This window comes from Saccharothrix mutabilis subsp. mutabilis, assembly GCF_039521145.1.
In the GTDB taxonomy this organism is placed as follows: domain Bacteria; phylum Actinomycetota; class Actinomycetes; order Mycobacteriales; family Pseudonocardiaceae; genus Actinosynnema; species Actinosynnema mutabilis.
Genome location: NZ_BAAABU010000023.1, coordinates 1 through 22,141, shown reverse-complemented (window position 1 = coordinate 22,141; position 22,141 = coordinate 1). Strand labels below are relative to the sequence as shown.

The following is a 22,141-nucleotide window of genomic DNA, read 5'->3' as shown; positions in this document are numbered from 1 at the left end:
CGCGATGTTTGACAGTTCCCGGTCCCGCCGCCAGGCTAAGTGTCACACCGCCACCTTCCTCGACCGTGCGCGAAACGAAGGGGTCAAGCGCATGAAGGTCCTACCGAGCGTGGTGTTCGCCGCGGTGACCGCACTGACCGTCACAGCCCTGGTCACCGCCACTCCCGAACCGGCATCGGCCGCCACCCTGACCGAGGTCGCGAACTTCGGCGACAACCCCGGCGGGATGCGGATGCACGTCTACGTGCCCGACTCCCGCCCCGCCGCTCCCGGCATCGTCGTGGCGATGCACGGCTGCGGCGGATCGGGGCCGGGCTTCCACCAGAGCAGCGAGTTCTCGTCGCTGGCCGACCGCCACGGCTACGTCGTCATCTACCCGAGCGCCCAACAGCAGGCGGGCTTCGGCAACTGCTTCGACACCTGGTCCGACGCCGCCAAGCGACGGGGCGGCGGCAGCGACCCCAGCTCGATCATCTCGATGATCAACTACGTCGAGCAGCGCTACGGCGCCGACCCCGGCAAGGTCTTCGCCACCGGTTCCTCCTCCGGCGGCATGATGACCAACCACATGCTCGCCCTGTACCCGGACGTCTTCAAGGCGGGCGCGGCGTTCATGGGCGTCCCGTTCAACTGCTTCGCGAACGCCGCCGACTACCCGCCGGGTTCCAGCAAGTGCACCGGGAGCGGAGGCGCCAACCGCACTCCCCAACAGTGGGGCGACGCGGTCCGCCAGGCGTACCCGGGTTACACCGGTGCACGCCCCAGGATCCAGTTGTGGCACGGCACCAACGACACCCTGGTCCCGTACTCCCTGCTCCAGGAGTCGATCGAGCAGTGGACCAACGTCTTCGGCCTGTCCCAGACCCCCACGAACACCGACACCCCCCAACCCGGCTGGAACCGCCGCCGCTACGCCGACAGCACCGGAACGGCCCAGGTCGAGGCCTACAGCATCCAGGGTGCCGGCCACACCCTCCCCAGCGCCGGCATGGCCGCTCAGGCCCTCGCCTTCTTCGGCCTGACCAGCCCGGGCACCACCACCACGACCACGACCACCACCACCACGACCACCACCACGACGACGCCCAACCCCGGCACCTGTCAGGTGACCGCCGCCATCAACGCCTGGAACACCGGCCTGACCGAGAACATCACCCTCACCAACACCGGTCCCACGACCATCAACGGCTGGACCTTGACCTTCACGTTGCCCGGCGGCCAAACCATCACCAGCGGCTGGAACGCCACCTACGCGCCGGCGTCGGGCCAGGTGACGGCGAAGAACGCCCCTTACAATGCCGCCCTCCCGCCCAACACGCCCACGACCATCGGCTTCCAAGCCACCCACACCGGCAACACCTCGAAGCCGACCGGCTTCACCCTCAACGGCACCCCTTGCACGATCACGTGAATCTCCGCGACCACTGCCGATGGAAAGCCCGGCGCCCCGAGGAGGAGCGCCGGGCTCATCGCCGAGCAGAGCTAGAACTGGGACAAGAAGCGCCAGGCCTCACCCTTGGTCCAGGTCCGCACCCCGCTCTCACAAGCACACCCGTCCACCGGCCCCGGCATGTGCCCACCGTCGAACGCCGCCCACTGCACCGGATACCCCGCACGACACCCGGAGTACGCCGTCGTGATGTGCGTCAGGCTGCCGCCCCCGGGCTCACGCGGACTCTGCGCCGTGCACCCGTTGGCCCGCACGAAGGTGTCCCGCAACCCCCGTCCCAGCCCGATGTTCAGGACGTTGTCCGAGATCCCGTGGATGCCGAAGTACGCGATCGGCTGGCTACCACCGGAACACCCGCTCAACTGCGCCCCCGCGTACACCACCACCGCGCGGAACACCGTCGCCCGAGCACAAGCCAGCGCATAGCTCATCCCGCCGCCATAGCTGAACCCCATGGCGAACCGCTGCCCGGGATTCACGCACAGCGCACCCTCGATCCGCCGGATCAGGTCGTCGACGAACGTGACGTCCTCGCCACCCGAGTTCGCCCACCCGTTCCCCAAACCCTGCGGCGCGACGAGGATCGCGCTGTTGTTCGACTGCTCCTGCATCCCGTAGTACGACCACGCCGCACCACTCGTCCCGCCCGACGACACGTCGTTCATCGTGCCGCCGCGCCAGTGGAACGCGAAGATCAGCCGGTACGCCCGGTTCTGGTCGTACCCGGTCGGCACCCGGACGATGAAGCTCCGGGACTTCCCGTTGCTCGTGATCGTGTGCGACCCGCTGCTCAGCCCAGGCGCCTTGCCGCACCCGGAGCCGCCCGGCGTGCCGCCACCGTCGACCTTCGCCAGCTGCCACTGCTGGTTGTTCCCGCCGTGATCGCTGTACTGCACGACGTTCGCACCGTCCGCGGTGGACGCTCCCTGGACCTCGACCGCCTTGTTGCTGTTCCGGTTGATCAGCCGCACGTGGCCATCGGCCGAGTCGGCCAGCCGGAACTGCTGGTTGGCCCCACCGTGATCAGACCACTGCTGGACCGCCGCGCCATCGGCGGTGGAAGCCCCCGACACGTCCAACACCTTGCCGGAGTGCCGCGCCTTCACCCGGTAATAACCACCGCCGGAGTCCACGAACTGGAACTGCTGGTTGGCGCCATCGTTCCGAGTCCACTGCGAGACCCGGACACCGTCACCAATGGCCGCACCGTAAACGTCCAGTGCCTTGCCGCTGTTGCGGTTGACCAGGACGTACCAGGCATTGGTGTCCACGGTCGCCGCCGAGGCCGCCGGTGCGCCGAACCCGGAAAGCGTTCCGGCCAAGAGCAGCGTCACAGCACCTGCGACAACGCCCCGGCCACTCATGGCAACGTCCAGCGCTGGTTGGTGCCACCGTGGCAAGACCAGACGATCAACGCCGTACCGTCCGCCGACGACCCGCCGTTGGCGTCAAGGCACTTGCCCGAAGCGTTGACCAGCGACCCGTTGGACCCGACAGTCCAGTTCTGCGCGGAACTGCCGTTGCACGTCCACAACCTCACCGCGCTGCCATCACCGGTGCCGGCCGCGTCCATGCACTTGCCCAACGCCCGCAGCGTCGATCCCTCGACGGTCCACTGCTGGTTCGCCCCGCTGTGACAGCTCCACAACTGGATCCGCGCACCATCAGCCGAGCTGTTGCCACTCACATCGACGCACTTCCCGCCGGCCGAACGGATCGGCCCGGTCCGCGGCGTAGTGCCGCCCAGCTCCTTGATGCGCACGTTGCGGAACGACACGTCATCGCCGGTCCCGTGGTTCTGCAAGCCGATGTGCCCGGAGGCCAACGACCGGACCGGATCGGCGTTGGTGAAGTCGTTGATCTTCACCCCGTTCAGGAACACCTGGAGCCGCTCGCCTTCCACCAGCAGCTCGAACGTGTTCCACTCCCCCGGCGGGTTCAACGCCGCGTCCCGGGCCGCGGTGTCGGGCGCCTTGAACCCGTACACCGACCCGGTGGTCCGGTCCGGCGTGTCGGTGGCGTCGATCTGCACCTCGTACCCGTTGGCCATCGCCGAGTTCGGATCGGAACTGGCCGGGAACCCGACGAACACCCCGGAGTTGTCGTCCCCGTCGACCCGCCAGTCCGCCTTCAGCGAGTACGACCGGAACTCCTTGGCGCTGTACCAGTACAGCCCCATCCCTCCGGATGACCGCAGAGTCGCGTCGGAATTGGCGAAGCTGCCCGGCCCGGCCTGCGACCACCCGGTGGTGGAACCGTTGTAGAGCGCGGTGTACCCGGTCTCCGGCCGGCAGTCGGCCTTGGCCCGACCGGACGCGTACCGCAGCCCGCCCAGCACCATCGACCGGAACCCGGCCTCCGAGTACGACGACTGCGTGTGACCGCTGCCGGTGTAGAACGACCGCCCGCCGCCGACCGACTTGCACCACGTGTGCGGGTGGTCGCCACCCATCGAGCCGCCCGAGTACGTCGACTCGTCCAACGTGGCCAGCACCCGGGCCGTGGACCGCGGGTTGGTCCGGTAGTTGTACCACTCGTCGGTGCGCACCCAACTGGAACCCAGGTGGGCGGTCGCCGGGTGCGCCCGGTTCTCCACCCGCACGGTCGCCTGCTGGATCGCCGGGTGCGACGAGAAGTACGCGCCGACCAGCTCGCCGTAGAACGGCCAGTCGTACTCGGTGTCGGCGGCGGAGTGGACGCCGACGTACCCGCCGCCGCCCCGGATGTAGGACTCGAACGCGGTCTGCTGGGTCGCGTTCAACACGTCTCCGGTGGTGTTGAGGAACACCACGGCCTCGAAGCGGGCGAGGTTGGTGGCGTTGAACTGGGCGGAATCCTCGGTCGCGGTCACCGTGAAGTTGTTGGCCGCGCCCAGGTCTCGGATCATCTGGGTGCCCACGGCGATGGAATCGTGCCGGAACCCCGCGGTCTTGGAGAACACCAGCACGTCGTAGGGCGTGTCCACGGCCGCGGCCGGTGGCGCGCCGACCACCGCACCGGCGACCAACACCGCCGAGGCGGCGCCGAACGCCCTTCTCACAAAGGATTTCATCTCAACCTCCCACAGGCCTAGGGCAGCGTCCAGCGCTGGTTCGCACCGCCGTGGCAGGACCAGACGATCAGCGCCGTCCCGTCCGCCGTCGAAGCACCGTTCGCGTCGAGGCACTTGCCGGACGCGTTGACCAGCGACCCGTTCGCACCGACCGACCAGTTCTGAGCCGTGCCGCCGTTGCAGGTCCACAACCGGACCGCACTGCCGTCGGCGGTACCGGCCGCGTCCATGCACTTGCCCAGCGCCCGCAGCGTCGAACCCTGGACCGTCCACTGCTGGTTCGTGCCGCTGTTGCAGGTCCACAACTGGATGCGCGCCCCGTCAGCGGTACTGCCGCCGCTGACGTCCACGCACTTGCCGCCCGCGCCGGTGATCGGACCGGTGCGCGTCCCGGTCGACGCCCCCAGGGTGAACGCGTCCACGTCGAACAGGAAACCCGTGCCACTGCCGGCGAACGTCAGGTACAGCGGACCCGTCGTGGTCGGCACGCCGGTCAAACCCGTCGAGACCTCGGTGAACGTGTCCCAGCCGCCGGTCACCGGCACGGTCGCGGCGCCCAGCGCCGGCCCGGTCGGCGAGCCGGTGCGCACGGTGATCGTGCCGCCCGCCCCCGCCGACGACACCCGCGCGGTGAACCGGGTCGCGCCGGTCAGGTTGTAGGGCTGGAAGGCGATCCAGTCCCCGTTGTGCACATCGCCGACCGTGCGACCACCCTCGGCCGCGGTCTTGTCGTACAGCCCCACACCCGACTGGGACGTGTAGTGCTCCGCCTGCCGGTGCCGCAGCTGAAGGGTGTGCTGGGTGTGCGTGGTGGCCGGCGGCACGCCGTTCGCCCCGTTGTCGGTGTACTCGGCGTCGAACACCGCGAACAGGTTCGCCGCCGTGTCGTGCTCGCCGTCCACGGGGATCTGGAGCGTGCCCGAGCAGCCGGTCTTGGACGTGATCGGGTGGCCGTGGCTGTCGTGGCCGAGGATGTAGGACACCTTCACCCGGGTGCAGTCGATCGTGCCGTCCTCGGCGTCGGTGACCGTGACCGTGTACGGGATGGTGTCGCCGAAGCTGAACAACGACCCGTTGGGCGGTGTGTTCAGCGTGACCACGGGCGCGGCGTTGCCGACCGTGATGGTCAGGTTGGTGCTGCCGGTGAGGCCACCGGGGTCGCGCACGGTGAGCGTCACCGTGTACTGGCCGTTGGCGGTGAAGGTCTTGCTCGGGTTGGCCGCGGTCGACGTGGTGCCGTCACCGAAGTTCCACGAGTACGTCAGCGCGCCGCCCTCGGGGTCCGAGGAGCCGTTCGACGAGAAGTTCACCGCCAGCGGCGCACCGCCGGACGTGCGGTCGGCGGACGCGTTGGCGATCGGCGCGCGGTTGTTGCCGCTGCCGATGTACTCGATGCGGTAGAGCGCGGAGCCGGCGTCGCCGCTGCCCCAGCCGGTGCCGTAGTCCAGCACGTACAGCGCGCCGTCCGGGCCGAAGGAGGCGTCCATGACCTGCGTGCCGCGCCACGGGAAGTCGCTGACCTGCCCGGCCGACCCGTCGGCGTTGACGTCCACGACCTTGATCCAGCGGCGGCCGAACTCGGTGGTGAACACGTGGCCGTCCAGCGACTGCGGGAACTTCACCGGGGACGGGTTGGCCGCGTCGTACCGGTAGACCGGGGCGCTCATCGGCGACTCCGAACCGCAGCCGAACGCGGCGAACGAGCAGTTGTCGTACTTGATCCACGCCGCCCGCGCGGCGGGCAGGGTGCCCAGGCCGGTGTTGTGGGGCGAGTTGTTGACCGGCGCGGCGCAGTTGAACCGGCTGCCCGACGGCCCGGACGGGAACGTGAAGTCCACGTAGGCCTCGGCGGAGGTGTTGCCGCCCACGCAGTACGGCCAGCCGTAGTTGCCCGCCGACGTGATCCGGTTGAACTCCACCATGCCCGCGGGGCCGCGGGTGCTGCTCGCCGCGCCCGCGTCGGGGCCGTAGTCGCCCAGGTAGATCGTGCCGGTGGCCTTGTCGACGTTGAACCGGAACGGGTTGCGCAGGCCCATCGCGTAGATCTCGGGCCGGGTGCGGGCGGTGCCCGGGGCGAACAGGTTGCCCGCCGGGATCGTGTAGGTCCCGTCCGGGTTGACCTTGATCCGCAGCACCTTGCCGCGCAGGTCGTTGGTGTTGCCCGCGCTGCGCTGGGCGTCGTAGGCGGGGTTGCGGCCGGAGCGCTCGTCGATCGGGGTGTAGCCGCCGGAGTCGAACGGGTTGGTGTCGTCGCCGGTGGACAGGTACAGGTTGCCGGCCGCGTCGAAGTCGATGTCGCCGCCGACGTGGCAGCACATGCCCCGGCTGGTCGGCACGTCCAGCACCGTGACCTGGCTGGCCGTGTTGAGGGTGAAGTCGGTGTTGAGGGTGAAGCGGGACAGCCGGTTGACGCCGTTCCACGCCGAGAAGTCGGTGCCGGCCGACGGCGCGTCACCGCCCGGGGTGTTCAGCGGCGGGGCGTAGTAGACGAAGACGTGCCGGTTGGTGGCGAAGTTCGGGTCCGCCGCGATGCCCTGCAAGCCCTCTTCGTCGTGCGTGTAGACGGGGATGGTGCCGATGACGCTGGTGGCGCCGGCCGCGGTGGTGCGGCGGATGGCGCCGTTGCGGGAGGTGTGCAGGACCGAGCGGTCGGGCAGGACGGTCATCGACATGGGCTCGCCCATCTCGGCGACGCCCTTGGCCAGCTCGACCTGCTGGAAGTCGGCGGGGTTGACGCCGTGCGCGGCGGCGGGCGGCGCGGTCGCGGTGGTGACGGCCACCGCCCCGGCCACCGCGAGCAGGGCGGCCGAGAGCGCCGCGGTCAGTCTGTTCTTCATGGGGGGCAACACCTTCGGTCTCGGGTCAGGCGCGGGTGAGGGTGAAGCGCTGGTTGGCGGCGCCGGTGTGGGTCCACTGGGAGATGCGCGCGCCGTCGGCGGTCGAGACGCCCCAGACGTCCAGCGCGAGGCCGCTGGCCCGGTTGACCAGGCTGACCACGCCGCCGCCGTGCTCGACCACCCGCCACTGCTGGGCCGCCGAGTTCGTGTCCGGCTGCTGGGTGACGTCCGCGCCGGACGCGGTGCCGGCCGGTTGCAGCACCAACCCGCTGTGCCGCGCCCGGACCCGGTAGTGGCCGTCGCCCGAGGACAGGAAGTCGAACTGCTGGTTGAGGCCGCTGCCGGCGGTCCACTGGATCAGCTGGGCGCCCGCCGCGGTGGACGCGCCGGAGATGTCGGCCGCCTTGCCGCTGTGCGTGGCGACCAGCCGGTAGTTCACGCCGACCTGGACCCCGCCGCCGCTGGTGCCGCCGTTCAGCACCGACAGGACGGCGTCGTAGGCGGGCTTCTTGTTCCCGGAGCGGTCGAACAGCAACGGGTTCTCGCCCGACCGCCACGAGTCGCTGTCCCGGATGCCCCACACCGTGATGCCGGTGCAGCGCGGGACGTTCAGGCAGGCGCGGACGGTGTTGGCGTACCCGGTGGTCGGCGCGCCGGCGATGTCCAGCTCGGTGATCTGCACGTCCACGCCGAGCGCGGCGAAGTTGGTCAGCGTCGTCTGGAAGGTGGCGGGCGGTCCGCCGGAGCCGAAGTGGGCCTGGAAGCCGACGCAGTCGATCGGCACGCCGCGGGCCTTGAAGTCGCGGACCAGGGCGTACATGCCCTGCGTCTTGGCCGCGTTCCAGTCCTCGACGCTGTAGTCGTTGTAGCAGAGCTTGGCGGCGGGGTCGGCGGCGCGGGCGGTGCGGAAGGCCTCCTCGATGAACCCGCTGCCGAGCACGTCGCGGAACACCGAGGGGCGCAACTGGGTGGTGCCGTCGGCGAACGCCTCGTTGACCACGTCCCACGAGTCGATCTGGCCGCGGTAGCGCGTCGCGACGGTGGTGATGTGGTTGTTCATCACGCTGCGCAGGGTGGCGGCGTCGCGGATGTCCCGGACCCAGGTGGGCAGTTGGGAGTGCCAGACGAGGGTGTGGCCGCGCAGGCGTTTGCCGTTGGCGCGGGCGTGGTTGGCGATGCGGTCGGCGCCGCCGAAGGTGAACGTGCCGCGGGAGGGCTCGGTGGCGTCCCACTTCATCTCGTTCTCGGCGGTGATGGAGTTGAACTCGCGGTTGAGGATCGTCGTGTACTGGCTGTCGCCCAGGCGGCCCGCGGCCACGGCCGCGCCGAAGTAGCGACCGCTCTGGGCCGCCGCAGCGCCCAGCGTGGTCTCGGCCGCTGTCGCCGGGGTCGGCACGAGCGTCACCGCGGCGGCCAGGGCGAGTGAAGCGGTGGCGGAGCGCAGGAGCGTCCGCCTCCGACGGGTCGGGCGGGTGTGCAGGGTCATGGTTCTCCTTCGCCGTTGGAGGATGGCCAGGTTCCGGGAGCGCTCCCAGAAGTACGCGGCCGGCGCGGGTGCCGTGCTGACCGCGTGGGTCAGCGAGCGGGTAGCAGCGTGATGGTGAAAGCGTCTTCGGCGGCGTGGTGCGGCAGGTGCACCGTCGTGCCGTGGTCGGTCAGGGTCACGACCGCGTCCCGCACGGTCACCGGCCCGTCCACGGCCGCGCCGCCGTTGTGCGGGATGCGTTCGACGAGCACGCGCACCCGGTCGTCCACCACGATGCCGCTCGTGGTGTCCAGGCGGTGCAAGCCGACCACGACGTCCCCGGTCGTTCGACCACCGACGAGCACCTTCGCGCTGCCGACGGTCTTCGTGGCGAAGGCGTCGTGGTCCGCGCCCGGGAACACCGACGCGGTCACGCCGGTCTGCGTGCCGTAGAACCGGTAGACCCACCACTCGCCCCTGGGCCGGTGCCGGCCGGACGCATCCCGGACCAGCAGGCCGGCCAGGTCGTCGTGCAGGTCGCCGCCGGCGGCCCAGTTGGCGCGCAGGCCGTCCACACCGGCCCGTTCCAGCCGCGCGACGTACCACGCGCCGCCGGCGGGGTGCTGCTCGTCCGCGGCCCCGTACTCGTTGATCTGGCACGGGCGTCGGACGCCGCGGGCGGCCAGGCTCGCGTCGGCCGCCGCCGCGGTCGCCACCGGGTCGCCGGGCAGCGCGTGCCAGCTGACGACGTCCGGCACGACGTCGTGCGCGCACGCGAAGTCCAGGAACCGCGTCCACCAGCCGGGCCCGGTCGTCGGCACGCCGGCCGTGCTGGGGCCGACGACCGCGTGCGCCGGGAACTCGGCGCGCACGCGGCGGTGCGTGCGTCGCCACAGCTGAAGGTACTGCGCCCGCGGGCGGTTCCAGAACGCCGCGAGGTCGGGCTCGTTCCACAGGTCCCACCGCACGGGCGCGCGGGTCGCCCGCACGTCGGCCACCACGCGGGTGAGGAAGTCGTCGTAGTCGGCCCAGTCGCCGTCGTCGCCGGGGAACCGGGCGATCGGGTGGCCGTCCGCGCCCCACAGGTCGTGCAGCAGCAGGACGAACTCGCCGCCGAGCGCGCGGGCGCGCAGCAGTTGGGCGCGGGTGGCCCGCCACCGCCGGTCGTAGCGGCCCGACACCCAGCCGCCCGGGCTGTCCAGCTGCGCGCCGCCCGCGCGCAGGGCGCGGAAGCGGAGGTCGTGGAAGAAGCGGTCCGGCGGGGCGGACGCGTCCTCGGTCATGCCGTAGAGCCAGCCGGAGGCCCGGTGCGTCGGCGCGCCGCCGGTCACGGAGAAGTCGACGCCCACGGACCCGTCGGGTGACGGTCGCGCGGTGATGACGGCGGCGGCGCTTAACCCGTGGCGGGTGGTGTCCACATCGAACTCCCGGAGCCGAACGAGGGTCGAACCGGTTCGAGCGCTCGGATCACCGTACGCCGGGCTTCGGCGACCACACAATGGCCGCCACAACGCGAAACGTTTCGCGCAACTGTTTCAGCGGCGCCTGGCCCCGGTGCTCGACCGCAGCGTCACCGGCGGCACCAGCAGGGCGTGGCGGGGCTGCGCCGCGGGGTCGGCGATGCGTTCCACCAGCAGTTCCAGGGCGATCCGGGCCATCTCGACGGCCGGCACGTCGGCCGCGGTCAGCGGCGGGTGGAAGTCCTCCGCGAGGTGGTCGGCGACCACGCCGGTGATGGAGAAGTCGCGCGGCACCTCCAGGGAGGCGCGCTGCAACGCGCGTTGCAGGCCGGGCAGGGCCGCCTCGTTGATCGTCACCAGCCCGGTCACCCCGGGCAGGCGGGTGCGGATGTCCTCGAAGCAGGCGAACCCGGCCCCCGGCTCGTCGGGGCAGGTGACCACGTGCGCCCGGACGCCGCGTTCCCCCGCCGCCTCCAGGAGGCCCGCCGTCGAGCGCGCGGCGGGCCCGTACCCGGAGGCGACCAGTTCCGCGGACCGGTTCACCAGCACCACCTCCTCGTGGCCCAGGTCGGCCAGGTGGTGCACGCACCGCCGGATCAGCGCCGCGTAGTCGACGTCCACCCACCACGACGCGCCGGGGTCCTGGACGTGGCCGATGGTGACGAACGGCAGGCCACTTTCCTCCAGCCGGGCCACCCGCGGGTCGTCCAGCAGGATCTCCATCAGCACCACGCCGTCCACGCGCCGCCCGGTGACGATCCGCTCGAAGGACCGGTCGTGCCGGCCGCCGCTGGGCGAGACCAGCACGTCCAGGTCGTGCGCCGCCGCCGCCTCCACCACGCCCGCGACGAACCCGAGCTGCACGCCGGTCAGCCGCGCGCCGGCGGGCGGGATCACCAGGCCCAGCGTGCGGGTGCGACCCTCGGCCAGGGCGCGGGCGCTGGCGTTGGGGCGGTAGCCCAGCTCGCTGATCACGTCGTTGATCCGCTTGGCGGTGGCCTCGGCGACCGGCCGCTTCCCGCTCAGCGCGTAGGACACCGTGCTGCGCGCCACGCCCGCGCGCCTGGCGATCTCGCCGATGTTCATGCGCTCACCGTCCAACCGATTCGACGCGCCGTTCGACGCGTTCGACCACAGGCGATCATACGAGCCTTGCGCAGCGTTGCGCCCGTCATTACGTTGACGTGACGCCGCTCCGCTCGAACCGGTTCGACCCGTGGAGCACACCCATGACGGAACTTTCCCGACGGCAGGCGATCGTGCTGGGCGCGGCCCTGACGTCCGTGGGCCTGCCCGTGACCGCGCACGCCGCGTCCCCGGCAGGCGACCTGTCCCTCTGGTACGACGAGCCCGCCGGGACGGACTGGCTGCGAGCGCTGCCGGTCGGCAACGGCCGGCTGGGCGCGATGGTGTTCGGCGGCACGGACGCCGAACGGTTGCAGCTCAACGAGGACACCCTCTGGGCCGGCGGGCCGCACGACTACACCAACCCCCGGGGCGCGGCGTCGTTGGCGGAGATCCGGCGGCTGGTGTTCGCCGACCAGTGGACCCAGGCGCAGGACCTGGCCAACCGCACCATGCTGGGCGAACCCGCCGCGCAGCTGGCCTACCAGCCCGTGGGCGACCTGCGACTGGTCTTCCCCGCGCCGGGCACGGTGAGCGGCTACCAGCGGTGGCTGGACCTGACCACGGCGACCACGGTCGTCACCTACGTGGCCAACGGGACCAGGTTCCGGCGCGAAGTCCTCGCCTCGGCCCCCGACCAGGTGATCGCCGTGCGCCTGACCGCCGACCGACCGGGGTCGATCTCGTTCACCGCGTCGTTCGGCACACCCCAACGCGCGACACCGTCCAGCCCCGACGCCACCACCATCGCGCTGACCGGCGTCTCCGGCGACCACCGCGGCATCCCCGGCGCGGTCCGCTTCACCGCCCTGGCCCGCGCCGTCACCGCCGGCGGCGGCACCACCAGCTCCGGCGGCACGCTGCGCGTGACCAACGCCGACAGCGTCACCCTGCTGGTCTCCATCGGCACCAGCTACGTCGACTACCGCAACGTCAACGGCGACCACGCCGGCATCGCACACCGACACCTCAACGCCGCACCGGCCCACGACACGCTGCGCGCCCGGCACGTCACCGACTACCAGCGCCTGTTCACCCGCGTCACCCTCGACCTGGGCCGCACCCCGGCCGCCGACCAGACCACCGACACCCGCATCGCCAACCACGCCACCACCAACGACCCGCAACTGTCGGCGCTGCTGTTCCAGTACGGCCGCTACCTGCTGATCTCGTCGTCCAGGCCGGGCACCCAGCCCGCGAACCTGCAAGGCATCTGGAACGACCAGATGGCCCCGTCGTGGGACAGCAAGTACACGTTGAACGCCAACCTGCCGATGAACTACTGGCCCGCCGACACCACCAACCTGGCCGAGTGCCACGAGCCGGTGTTCGACATGATCGACGACCTGACCGTGACCGGCGCGCGGGTGGCGTCGGCGCAGTACGGCGCGGGCGGCTGGGTGACCCACCACAACACCGACGGCTGGCGCGGCGCGTCGGTCGTGGACGGCGCGCTGTGGGGCATGTGGCCCACGGGCGGGGCGTGGCTGGCCACCATGATCTGGGACCACTACCTGTTCACCGGGGACGTCGACTTCCTGCGCTCCCGCTACCCGGCCCTCAAGGGCGCCGCCCGGTTCTTCCTGGACACGCTGGTGGAAGAGCCGAGGCTGCGGGTCCTGGTGACCAACCCGTCGAACTCGCCGGAACTGCCCCACCACTCCGGCGCCTCCATCTGCGCCGGCCCCACCATGGACATGCAGATCCTGCGCGACCTGTTCGACGGCTGCGCCAAGGCGAGCGAGATCCTCGGAGTGGACGCGGACTTCCGCAGCCAACTATCGTCCGCACGGTCGAGGCTCGCGCCGATGAAGGTCGGTTCCCGCGGCAACATCCAGGAGTGGCTGCACGACTGGGTCGAACCCGAGACGAACCACCGCCACGTCTCCCACCTCTACGGACTGCACCCGAGCAACCAGATCACCAAGCGAGGCACCCCGGCCCTGTTCGACGCGGCCCGACGCACCCTCCAACTGCGCGGCGACGCGGGCACGGGCTGGTCACTGGCGTGGAAGATCAACTTCTGGGCGCGCCTGGAAGAGGGAACACGAGCACACGACCTCATCCGAGCGTTGATCAGACCGGACCGCTTGGCCCCGAACCTGTTCGACCTGCACCCGCCGTTCCAGATCGACGGCAACTTCGGGGCCACCTCTGGCATCGCGGAAATGCTCCTGCACAGCCACAACGGCGAACTGCACACCCTGCCAGCCCTACCACCGGCCTGGCCGACCGGAAGCGTCACAGGCTTGCGCGGCCGTGGCGGCTACACCGTAGGGGCAACGTGGGCCAACGGCCAAGCCACGACCATCACCATCGCAGCAGACCGCACCGGCCCCGTGAAGCTGCGCAACAGAACCCTCACCGGAACCGTCGAACTCCACGACACCACAACCGGAACACCGGTCACGTTCACGCGCCCCGAGCCGGACGTGATCACGTTCGCAACCCAATCCGGCCACACGTACCGCGTCACCGTGACGGCTTCAGGAAGTGTGGTCGAGCCGGGCGTGCACTACCGACTGGTTGCGGCGCACAGCGGAAAGGCAGCAGACATCAACGGCGCTTCAACAGCGCCAGGCGCACTGTTGATCCAGTGGACAACGGGAAGCGGCCTGAACCAACAGTTCGACTTCATACCTTCCACCGACGGCCACTACCGCGTACGCGCCCGTCACAGCGGCCTGGTCCTCCAAGCAACCAGCACAACAAGCGGCGCGGACATCGTCCAACAACCAGACACCAACTCGACCGCCCAACAGTGGCGCTTGGTAGACCACGGCGGCGGCACGATCTCACTGGTCAACCGCCTGAGCGGCCTGGCCCTGGACATCTGGCAAGCCGCAACCACGGACGGCACCAGGATCTCCCAGTGGTCCGTCACAGGCGCAACAAACCAACGCTTCCACCTAAGCCGAGCCTAGCGCCGCAGGCGCCACGGGCTACCAGCCACAGGAAGGGCCTCGGTTCGTTCCCCGTACGGCCTGGGCGCAGCCCAACCACCCTTTGGTCTTCTCCGCAACCAGCTTTTCCGGTTGCGGAGAAGACCAAAGGGTGGTTGCCTCCGGCAGGCCGTACGGGGAACGAACCGACGCCCTTCCACCCCCCGGGGGCCTGCCGCGCGGCGAGCGCCGCTTTTCAGCTCTTCGCTCTTCGCTTTTCAGCTTTTGATAAAGCGCTTCAGCGCAATCCGGCTGCCCACACACCCAAGACACGAGCTTGCTCGTGCAGCCTGTGCTCGTCAGTACCCAAAGGATCTTTGAAGAAGAAGGCCAACGCTTCCTGAACCCCCGACCTCCCCGCCGCGTGCGCCGCAGCCAGCAACCTCGCCAAGTCGAGCACGAGTGGCGCGGCCAGCGAGGAGTCCAACCCCGTCCAGGTGGTTTGCAGTGTCATCCGCGCGCCGAGGAAGCCCTCGAACGACACGTGATCCCAAGCGGTCTTCTGTTCACCGAGATCCGGCACGTAGTCGATGTGCAACGGCGCGGTGACGTCTTCACCCAGAAGCGACGCCAACCCCTTCGCCTTCGAAATGGACTTGCTCCGAGCATGACCCGGATCGGCAAGGGTCGCCCCGTCACCCCCACCCAGCAGGTTGGTGCCGGTCCAAGACCGCACTCTCAGAGCCCTGGACACAAACATCGGAGCCAAGGCCGCCCGCAGCAGGGTCTCCCCGGTCTTGCCGTCCCGCCCTGCATACGGCACACCCTGCCGGAGCGCCAGTTCGTCCAGGGCGGGCAGAGCCACCCCCGTAGACGGGGTGAAGTCGGCGAAGGCGCAGCCCGCCCGAAAGGCCGCGTAAGCCACCAACGAGCTGGGCGGCAGCACAGCCCGCCCAGGCACTTCCAGTTCGTCGTCCAACGCCGCCAACGACCCGGACCCCACCGTCACCGGCGGCTCGGTGGAAGCCACATTGACCACCACCACCCGACTCAACTGGTGCCTGCCCCGAAAGTCCTCGATGTCCTCAACCAGTCTGCGGGCGGCGTCCGCCTGGCTACCGGTGCACGTACCCGGTTGGTAGCCAGCCAGAATCTCCGCGTCCACCGCAGCCAACTCATCCGACAACCCAGCGGCCAAGCCGGGCGGCAGAACACCGTCACGCGTAAGCAACTCCGCCCGCTTCACCAAAGGCGTTGTCACCACATCATGACCGCCAACCACAAACGCCCGCCACGGCGACAAAGGCGCGTCCAACAACTCCGTGACGCACCCAACGGGCTCCACCAGCCCGGACCTCAACGCAAGCAGTCCGGTGATCGCGGTAGTGGCCACCGACCCCCGGCCACCGTTGAGCCACAACCCGATCCGTTCCAGTACCGTCACGGCGTCAGTCCCCAGCGGCGAAGGCCGCGTCGAACGACGCCGCAGGCGGGTCAAAAGCGTTCCGCCGCACGAAGTCCAACGCCTCCGGGGCACCCACCAACCGGTCCATTCCGGCGTCCTCCCACTCCACACTCACCGGCCCGGCGTACCCGATCGTGTTGAGCATCCGGAACGCCCGCTCCCACGGCACGTCTCCACGCCCGGTGGACACGAAATCCCACCCCCGGCGCGGGTCGCCCCACGGCAGGTGCGATCCCATCCGCCCGTTGCGGCCGTCGCCGACCTGGCGGCGGGCGTCCTTGCAGTCCACGTGGTAGATCCGGTCGCGGAAGTCCCACAGGAAGCCGACCGGGTCCAGGTCCTGCCACACGAAGTGCGACGGGTCCCAGTTCAGGCCGAACGCGGGGCGGTGGCCGACGGCCTCCAGAGCCCGTGCCGTGGTCCAGTAGTCGTAGGCGATCTCGGACGGGTGAACCTCGTGCGCGAACCGCACCCCGACCTCGTCGAACACGTCCAGGATCGGGTTCCACCGGTCGGCGAAGTCCTGGTACCCGGCGTCCACCATCTCCTTCGGCACGGGCGGGAACATCGCGACCGTCTTCCAGATGGACGAGCCGGTGAAGCCCACCACCGTGTCCGCTCCCAAGCGCGCCGCGGCGCGGGCGGTCGCCTTCATCTCCTCGGCCGCGCGCCGGCGGACGCCCTCGGGTTCGCCGTCGCCCCAGATCCGCGCCGACAGGATGCCCTGGTGCCGCTGGTCGATCGGGTCGTCGCACACCGCCTGGCCGGTGAGGTGGTTGGAGATCGTCCACACCTTCAGGTCGTGCTCGGCGAGCAGCGCCAGCCGGTCGGCGACGTAGTCGTCGTCCTCGGCGGCCCGCCACGGGTCGAGGTGGTCGCCCCAGCAGGCCAGTTCCAGGCCGTCGTAACCCCAGCCGGCGGCCAGCCGCGCGACCTCCTCCAACGGCAGGTCGGCCCACTGGCCGGTGAACAACGTGATCGGACGTGCCATCGTCACTCCCCTACACGACTTGCGCTGGTCGAATCGCTCCCCTGAACGGCCTGCCGAGCACCAGACGCCGCGCTCCCCTGAACGGCCTGCCGAGCACCGGACGCCGCGCTCGCCTCGACGGCCTGCCAAGCACGAGACGCCGCGCTCGCCTCGACGGCCGCCAGCACGCGCTGCAACCGCAGCCCGTCACCGAACGACGGACTCGGATCGACACCGGCCGCGATCGCGCGGACGAAGTCCACCGCCTGGTGGGTGAACGCGTGCTCGTACCCCAGCACGTGCCCCGGCGGCCACCACGCGCCGACGTACGGGTGGTCGGGTTCGGTCACGACGATCCGGCGGAACCCGGCCACCGCGGCGTCCTCGCCACCGTCGAAGAAGTGCAGGACGTTCATGTCCTCGAAGTCGAACGCCACGCTGCCCGCCGAGCCGTTGACCTCGATCCGCAGGGCGTTCTTGCGGCCACTGGCGAACCGGGTGGCCTCGAACGACCCGAGCGCGCCGCCGGTGAAGCGGGCCAGGAACAGGGCGGCGTCGTCCACGGTGACCGGGCCCGTGCGATCGGACACGGCGGTGCCGGACAGGCCCGAGTGCTCCGCCGCCAACGGCCGTTCGGTCACGAAGGTCTCCATCGTCCCGCACACCTCGGCGATGGTGTCCCCGAGGACGAACTGGGCCGCGTCCACGATGTGCGCGCCGATGTCGCCCAACGCGCCCGACCCGGCCTTCTCCTTCTGCAACCGCCACGACAGCGGCGCGGCCGGGTCCACGATCCAGTCCTGGAGGTACTGCGCGCGCACGTGGTGGACGCGCCCGAGCCGACCCCGGGCCACCAGGTCGCGGGCCAGGCTCAACGCGGGCACGCGCCGGTAGGTGAACCCGACCATCGCCCGCACGCCAGACGCGGCGGCCCGGTCGGCCTCGGCCACCATCGCCTCCGCCTCGGCGACCGTGTTGGCCAGCGGTTTCTCGCACAGCACGTGCTTGCCCGCGGCCAGCGCCGCCACGGCGATCTCGGCGTGCGTGTCGCCGGGCGCGCAGATGTCGACCACGTCCACGTCGTCGCGCTCCACCACCGCCCGCCAGTCGGTGGCCGCCTCCGCCCAGCCCAGGCGGTCGGCGGCGGCCCGGGTGCGCCCGGGGTCCCGGCCGCACAGCACGGCCATCACCGGCCGCAGCGGCAGGTCGAAGAAGCGCGGGGCCACGCGCCACGCCTGGGAGTGCGCCGATCCCATGAACTCGTGGCCGATCATCGCAATGCGCAGTTCCGGTGTCATCACGAACTCCCCAGGACTCAGGACTCGAAGGCCGCGGGCAGGTAGCGGTCGACGTTGTCCTTGGTGACGACCGGGGCGTACAGCTCGATCTGACGCGGGATCTCCACCTCCACCAGGTCGCCCAGGCTCTTGCCCTGCACCGCGAGCCGCGCCAGCCGGATGCCGTCCGCGCCCTGCGTCGACGGGTAGACCACGGTGGCCTTGTGCAGCCCGTTGTCCGCCTTGATCTCCCGCATCACGTTGGCCGACCCGGCACCTCCCACCAGGAAGAACTCGCTGCGCCCGGCGTTCTTGACCGCCGCGGTCACGCCGACGCCCTGGTCGTCGTCGTGGTTCCACACGGCGTCCAGGCGCGGCGCGGCCTGCAACAGGTTCGCGGCGGCCTTCTCGCCGCTCTCCACGGTGAACTCGGCGGCGACCCGGTTGGCCACCTTCAACCCGCACTCCCGCAGGGCGTCGGCGAAGCCCTTGCTGCGGTCCTGGGTCAGCGGCAACGAGTCGATGCCGGCGATCTCGGCGACCACGGCGTCCGCCTTGCCCTTGAGGCGCTCGCAGATGTAGGTGCCGGCGGAGACGCCCATGCCGTAGTTGTCCCCCAGCACGGTGGAGCGCGCGGCGAACGGGCTGTCGAACTCGCGGTCCACGTTGATCACCGGGATGCCGGCCTTCATCGCCTTGAGCGCCACCGGGGTCAGCGCCGCGCCGTCGAACGGGAGCAGCACGATGGCGTCGACCTTGTCGTTGATGAACGTCTCCACCTGGCTGATCTGGAGGTTCACGTCGTTCGTGCCCTCGACCAGGCGCAGTTCGACGTCGGAGTACCTGGCCGCCTCCGCCTTGGCCGCGTTGGTGATGGCGGCCATCCAGCCGTGGTCGGCGGCGGGGGCGGAGAAGCCGATGACGACCTTCTCGCCCGGCTCGTCGTTGGCGACCTTCGCGCCGCCCTGCCCGGTCGTCCCGGACGGCGGCGCCGCGGTGTTTCCCGTGCACGCGGTGAGCGCCAGGAGCCCGGCGCAGGCGAGCAGGCGGACGAAAGCCCTGTGTGGCATGGGTGTGCTCCCGGAATGTGTGGCGGTCGAAGGTCAAGCACTGCCGCAGCGGGTCGGGTGCTGCGGCGGTCAAGCACCACCACGGCGCGCCAGCCGCTGCTGGAGGAGCACGGCGACCACGATGATCGCGCCCTTCGCGACGGCCTGGGCGGAGGTGGAGAGGTTGTTGAGGGTGAACACGTTCGACAGGGTGGTGAAGATCAGGACGCCGAACACGGTGCCCGCGATCGTGCCGCGCCCGCCGGAGAGCAGGGTCCCGCCGATCACCACGGCGGCGATCGCGTCCAGCTCGTAGAGCGCGCCGTGGGTGGAGCTGCCGGTGGTGGTGCGGGCGATGAGCATGACCGCGGCGATGCCGCAGCACACGCCGAGCAGGGTGTAGAGCACGACGGTGTGCCGCCGCACGTCGATGCCCGCCAGGCGCGCGGCCTCCGGGTTGCCGCCGACGGCGAACGTCCGGCGGCCGAAGGTGGTGCGGTTGAGCAGCACCCAGCCGCCGGCGGCGACCAGGGCGAAGATCACCACCAGCACGGGCACTCCGAGCACCGACGCGTCGAAGAAGGCGGTGAAGCCGGGGACGTTCAGGATCTGGGTGCGGCGGTTGGAGATGATCTCGGCGAGGCCGCGGGCGGCGGCGAGCATGGCCAGGGTCGCGATGAACGCCACGATCCGCCCGTAGGCGACCAGCACCCCGTTGACCACGCCGCAGCCCGCGCCCACGGCCAGCGCGGTGAACACCACGACCAGCCAGTGCGTGTCGGCGGCCATGCCCTGGGTCGCGAGGGTGGTCGCCCAGACCGACGCCAGGGCGACGATCGCGCCCACCGACAGGTCGATGCCGCCGCCGGTGACCACGAACGTCATGCCGATGCTGACCACCCCGATCACCGAGGCCAGCCGCAGGATGGTCAGGACGTTGTCCAGGTCGGCGAACCGGTCCCCCGCCGTCGCCACGCCGACCAGGCACAGCAGGACCAGGGCCACGACCAGGCCGGTGTTGCGGCCGGGCGCGGAGGCCAGGAAGCGCCCGGCGGTGCGCGGCGCGGCGTCGGCGACCACGCGGCGGTTCCCTCCATCACCGATCACGCGGCGGTTCCCTCCACGACCGGTCGTGCCGCGGTTCCCTCCTTGACCGATCATGCGGCGGTTCCCTCCATGACCAGGTCCAGGACCCGGGACTCGTCGATCTCCTGCGCGGGCCCTTCGTGCACGACCACGCCCTCGCGCACCACCAGCACCCGGTCGGCCAGCCCGAGCACCTCCTCGATGTCGCTGGACACGACCACCACGGCCACGCCCCGCTCGGCCAGGTCGCGGACCAGCCGGTAGATCTCGCCACGCGCGCCCACGTCCACGCCCCGGGTCGGTTCGTCCAGCAACAACACCCGGCAGCCGCGCAACAGCCACCGCGCGAGCACGACCTTCTGCTGGTTGCCGCCGGACAGCGCGCGCACCACGCGGTCCACATCGGACGGTCGGACGTCCAGCGAGGAGGTCAGTTCGGCGGACCGGGACCGCTCGGCCGCTTCGTCCAGGAAGCCCAGGCGGGCGAACAGCGGCAGCGACGACACGGTGATGTTGCGGTAGACGGCCTGGTCCAGCAGCAGGCCCTGGCTCTTGCGCTCCTCCGGGCACAGGCCCACGCCCGCCCGCACGGCCGCGCCGACGCTACCGGGTCTGAGCCGCCGCCCACCGACCACCACCTCACCCGCCGCAGGCTTCCGCGCCCCGTAGACGGCTTCGAGGATCTCCGAGCGCCCCGCCCCGACCAGCCCGGCCAACCCGACCACCTCCCCCGCGCGAACCGCGAAGTCCACGCCAGCGCGACCGGCCGAGTCGGCACGTGTGCCCGCCGCCGAGTCGGCACGCGACGAGCCAACGGAACCGCCCACCACCAGCCCGCGCACCACCAACGCCTCAGCGGCATCCTCTGCCACCGGGCGGCGTGGCGGGTAGGCGTTGCGCGCCTCCCGGCCCGTCATCAACCGGATCAGCTCCGGCGTGCCGACCGCGCGGGCGTCGAGGCCGGTGGCGACCGTGCGGCCGTCCTTGAGCACGGTCACCCGGTCGCCGATCTCGCGGATCTCCGCCAGCCGGTGCGAGATGTAGACGACGGCCATGCCCTGCGCGGTCAGCTCCCGCACCACGCCGAACAGCGTGCGCACCTCGTCCTGGTCCAGCACCGCCGACGGCTCGTCCAGCACCAGCAGCCTCGCGTCCCGCGACAGCGCGCGGGCCATGCTGACCACCTGTTGCCGCGCGGCCGGCAGCGAGCCCACGTCGCGGTCGGGCGGGATGTCCCGGTGGCCCAACCGCTCCAGCAGGGCGCGGGTCCGGCGGCGCGTTTCGGCGCGGCGGGTGAAGCCGGCGGAGGACAGCTCGTGGCCCAGGAAGACGTTGTCCGCCACCGACAATCCCGGCACCAGGTCCAGTTCCTGGTAGATGGTCGCCACGCCCGCGCGCATGGCCGCGGTCGGGTCGGGGAACGACACCACCTCGCCCAGCACGCGGATCTCGCCCTCGTCCGGGCGGTGCGCGCCGGCGAGCACCTTGATCAGGGTGGACTTGCCCGCGCCGTTCTGGCCGAGCAGGCAGTGCACCTCGCCCGCGCGCACGTCGAAGTCCACGCCGGCCAGGGCGGTGACCCCGGGGAACCGCTTGACCAGGCCCCGGACGGACAGCAGCGGTGCGGTCGTCATGGGTGTGCTCCACGTTGTTAGCGCTAACACCAGCGGGTCAGCGTAGCGCGGCGCCAAGCCACGCGACAGGGCATGGCGACTTTCGGACAGCGAAGCGATTCGATCCAGCGATGCGTTGTCCGTTCGACGGATGCCCGCGTAGCGTGCAGGGTCGGTCGAACCGGTTCGATGCCCCCTGCCGCGCATAGGGAAGGAAGTTCTGATGCGCCACAGATTGCGGAGGGCGGCCTCGATCCTCGGGGCCGCGTTACTGGTGCTGGGGCTGAACGTCCCGGTCGCCTCGGCCCACCCCGAGGGCCTGCACGTCCTGCTGTTCAGCAAGACCGCCGCCGGCGCGTACCGCCACGACTCGATCCCGGCCGGCATCGCGATGTTCGAGAAGCTGGCGG

General features: G+C 70.8%; 13 protein-coding genes and 2 pseudogenes. 3 read left to right on the top strand and 12 right to left on the bottom strand.

Translation table 11 applies throughout. The features are described 5' to 3' along the window. Positions 1 to 91 precede the first annotated feature (91 nt). Complete coding sequence (locus tag ABD126_RS32125) at positions 92 to 1,411, top strand: extracellular catalytic domain type 1 short-chain-length polyhydroxyalkanoate depolymerase (RefSeq protein WP_343938098.1); 1,320 nt, start codon at positions 92 to 94, stop codon at positions 1,409 to 1,411. A 74-nt stretch (positions 1,412 to 1,485) separates the two neighbouring features. Here ABD126_RS32125 and ABD126_RS32120 read toward each other — a convergent pair. The 6 genes and pseudogenes from ABD126_RS32120 to ABD126_RS32095 all read right to left on the bottom strand — a co-directional run. Beyond that, positions 1,486 to 2,721 (bottom strand): annotated as a pseudogene (locus ABD126_RS32120) (RICIN domain-containing protein); the annotation flags it as partial. 89 nt (positions 2,722 to 2,810) lie between these two features. Continuing rightward, a complete protein-coding gene (locus ABD126_RS32115; protein ID WP_343938094.1) occupies positions 2,811 to 4,502 on the bottom strand; it encodes a ThuA domain-containing protein in 1,692 nt (563 codons plus the stop codon). A gap of 17 nt (positions 4,503 to 4,519) precedes the next feature. After that, positions 4,520 to 7,339 (bottom strand): PQQ-dependent sugar dehydrogenase, encoded by a 2,820-nt coding sequence (locus ABD126_RS32110; RefSeq protein ID WP_343938092.1) that lies wholly within the window; start codon positions 7,337 to 7,339, stop codon positions 4,520 to 4,522. Between the two features lie 25 nt (positions 7,340 to 7,364). Further along, a complete protein-coding gene (locus ABD126_RS32105) occupies positions 7,365 to 8,825 on the bottom strand; it encodes a glycoside hydrolase family 10 protein (protein WP_343938090.1) in 1,461 nt (486 codons plus the stop codon). An 89-nt stretch (positions 8,826 to 8,914) separates the two neighbouring features. Next, positions 8,915 to 10,222 carry a beta-xylosidase gene (locus ABD126_RS32100; RefSeq protein ID WP_343938088.1) on the bottom strand — a complete coding sequence of 436 codons (1,308 nt, stop codon included), beginning with the start codon at positions 10,220 to 10,222 and terminating at the stop codon, positions 8,915 to 8,917. 117 nt (positions 10,223 to 10,339) lie between these two features. After that, complete coding sequence (locus ABD126_RS32095; protein WP_343938086.1) at positions 10,340 to 11,350, bottom strand: LacI family DNA-binding transcriptional regulator; 1,011 nt, start codon at positions 11,348 to 11,350, stop codon at positions 10,340 to 10,342. A gap of 143 nt (positions 11,351 to 11,493) precedes the next feature. Here ABD126_RS32095 and ABD126_RS32090 point away from each other — a divergent pair, with 143 nt between their 5' ends. Then, entirely contained in the window at positions 11,494 to 14,313 is a 2,820-nt protein-coding gene (locus ABD126_RS32090) for a glycosyl hydrolase family 95 catalytic domain-containing protein (protein WP_343938084.1), read from the top strand. Positions 14,314 to 14,569: 256 nt separating this feature from the next. Here the strand turns inward: ABD126_RS32090 and ABD126_RS32085 are convergent, their stop codons facing one another. The 6 genes from ABD126_RS32085 to ABD126_RS32060 form a co-directional block, all read right to left on the bottom strand. Then, positions 14,570 to 15,706, bottom strand: a complete 1,137-nt coding sequence (locus tag ABD126_RS32085; RefSeq protein ID WP_343938294.1) for an inositol-3-phosphate synthase — start codon at positions 15,704 to 15,706, stop codon at positions 14,570 to 14,572. A 13-nt stretch (positions 15,707 to 15,719) separates the two neighbouring features. Next, positions 15,720 to 16,727, bottom strand: a complete 1,008-nt coding sequence (locus ABD126_RS32080) for a sugar phosphate isomerase/epimerase family protein (RefSeq protein WP_343938082.1) — start codon at positions 16,725 to 16,727, stop codon at positions 15,720 to 15,722. A 2-nt stretch (positions 16,728 to 16,729) separates the two neighbouring features. Then, positions 16,730 to 18,004 (bottom strand): Gfo/Idh/MocA family protein, encoded by a 1,275-nt coding sequence (locus tag ABD126_RS32075; RefSeq protein WP_343938081.1) that lies wholly within the window; start codon positions 18,002 to 18,004, stop codon positions 16,730 to 16,732. Positions 18,005 to 18,021: 17 nt separating this feature from the next. Then, positions 18,022 to 19,053 (bottom strand): substrate-binding domain-containing protein, encoded by a 1,032-nt coding sequence (locus tag ABD126_RS32070; protein ID WP_343938079.1) that lies wholly within the window; start codon positions 19,051 to 19,053, stop codon positions 18,022 to 18,024. Between the two features lie 69 nt (positions 19,054 to 19,122). Further along, entirely contained in the window at positions 19,123 to 20,139 is a 1,017-nt protein-coding gene (locus tag ABD126_RS32065; protein ID WP_425542911.1) for an ABC transporter permease, read from the bottom strand. Positions 20,140 to 20,189: 50 nt separating this feature from the next. Further along, a complete protein-coding gene (locus ABD126_RS32060) occupies positions 20,190 to 21,752 on the bottom strand; it encodes a sugar ABC transporter ATP-binding protein (RefSeq protein WP_343938077.1) in 1,563 nt (520 codons plus the stop codon). A gap of 202 nt (positions 21,753 to 21,954) precedes the next feature. On the opposite strand from ABD126_RS32060, the pseudogene ABD126_RS32055 reads away from it, so the two are divergent. Continuing rightward, positions 21,955 to 22,141, top strand: a pseudogene (locus ABD126_RS32055) (hypothetical protein); the annotation flags it as partial.

Excerpts from the sequence above, each read along its gene's own strand:
- ABD126_RS32125 (WP_343938098.1), top strand. The coding sequence starts at position 92 with ATGAAGGTCCTACCGAGCGTGGTGTTCGCCGCGGTGACCGCACTGACC.
- ABD126_RS32115 (WP_343938094.1), bottom strand. The coding sequence starts at position 4,502 with ATGAAATCCTTTGTGAGAAGGGCGTTCGGCGCCGCCTCGGCGGTGTTG.
- ABD126_RS32110 (WP_343938092.1), bottom strand. The coding sequence starts at position 7,339 with ATGAAGAACAGACTGACCGCGGCGCTCTCGGCCGCCCTGCTCGCGGTG.
- ABD126_RS32105 (WP_343938090.1), bottom strand. The coding sequence starts at position 8,825 with ATGACCCTGCACACCCGCCCGACCCGTCGGAGGCGGACGCTCCTGCGC.
- ABD126_RS32095 (WP_343938086.1), bottom strand. The coding sequence starts at position 11,350 with ATGAACATCGGCGAGATCGCCAGGCGCGCGGGCGTGGCGCGCAGCACG.
- ABD126_RS32090 (WP_343938084.1), top strand. The coding sequence starts at position 11,494 with ATGACGGAACTTTCCCGACGGCAGGCGATCGTGCTGGGCGCGGCCCTG.
- ABD126_RS32080 (WP_343938082.1), bottom strand. The coding sequence starts at position 16,727 with ATGGCACGTCCGATCACGTTGTTCACCGGCCAGTGGGCCGACCTGCCG.
- ABD126_RS32075 (WP_343938081.1), bottom strand. The coding sequence starts at position 18,004 with ATGACACCGGAACTGCGCATTGCGATGATCGGCCACGAGTTCATGGGA.
- ABD126_RS32070 (WP_343938079.1), bottom strand. The coding sequence starts at position 19,053 with ATGCCACACAGGGCTTTCGTCCGCCTGCTCGCCTGCGCCGGGCTCCTG.
- ABD126_RS32060 (WP_343938077.1), bottom strand. The coding sequence starts at position 21,752 with ATGACGACCGCACCGCTGCTGTCCGTCCGGGGCCTGGTCAAGCGGTTC.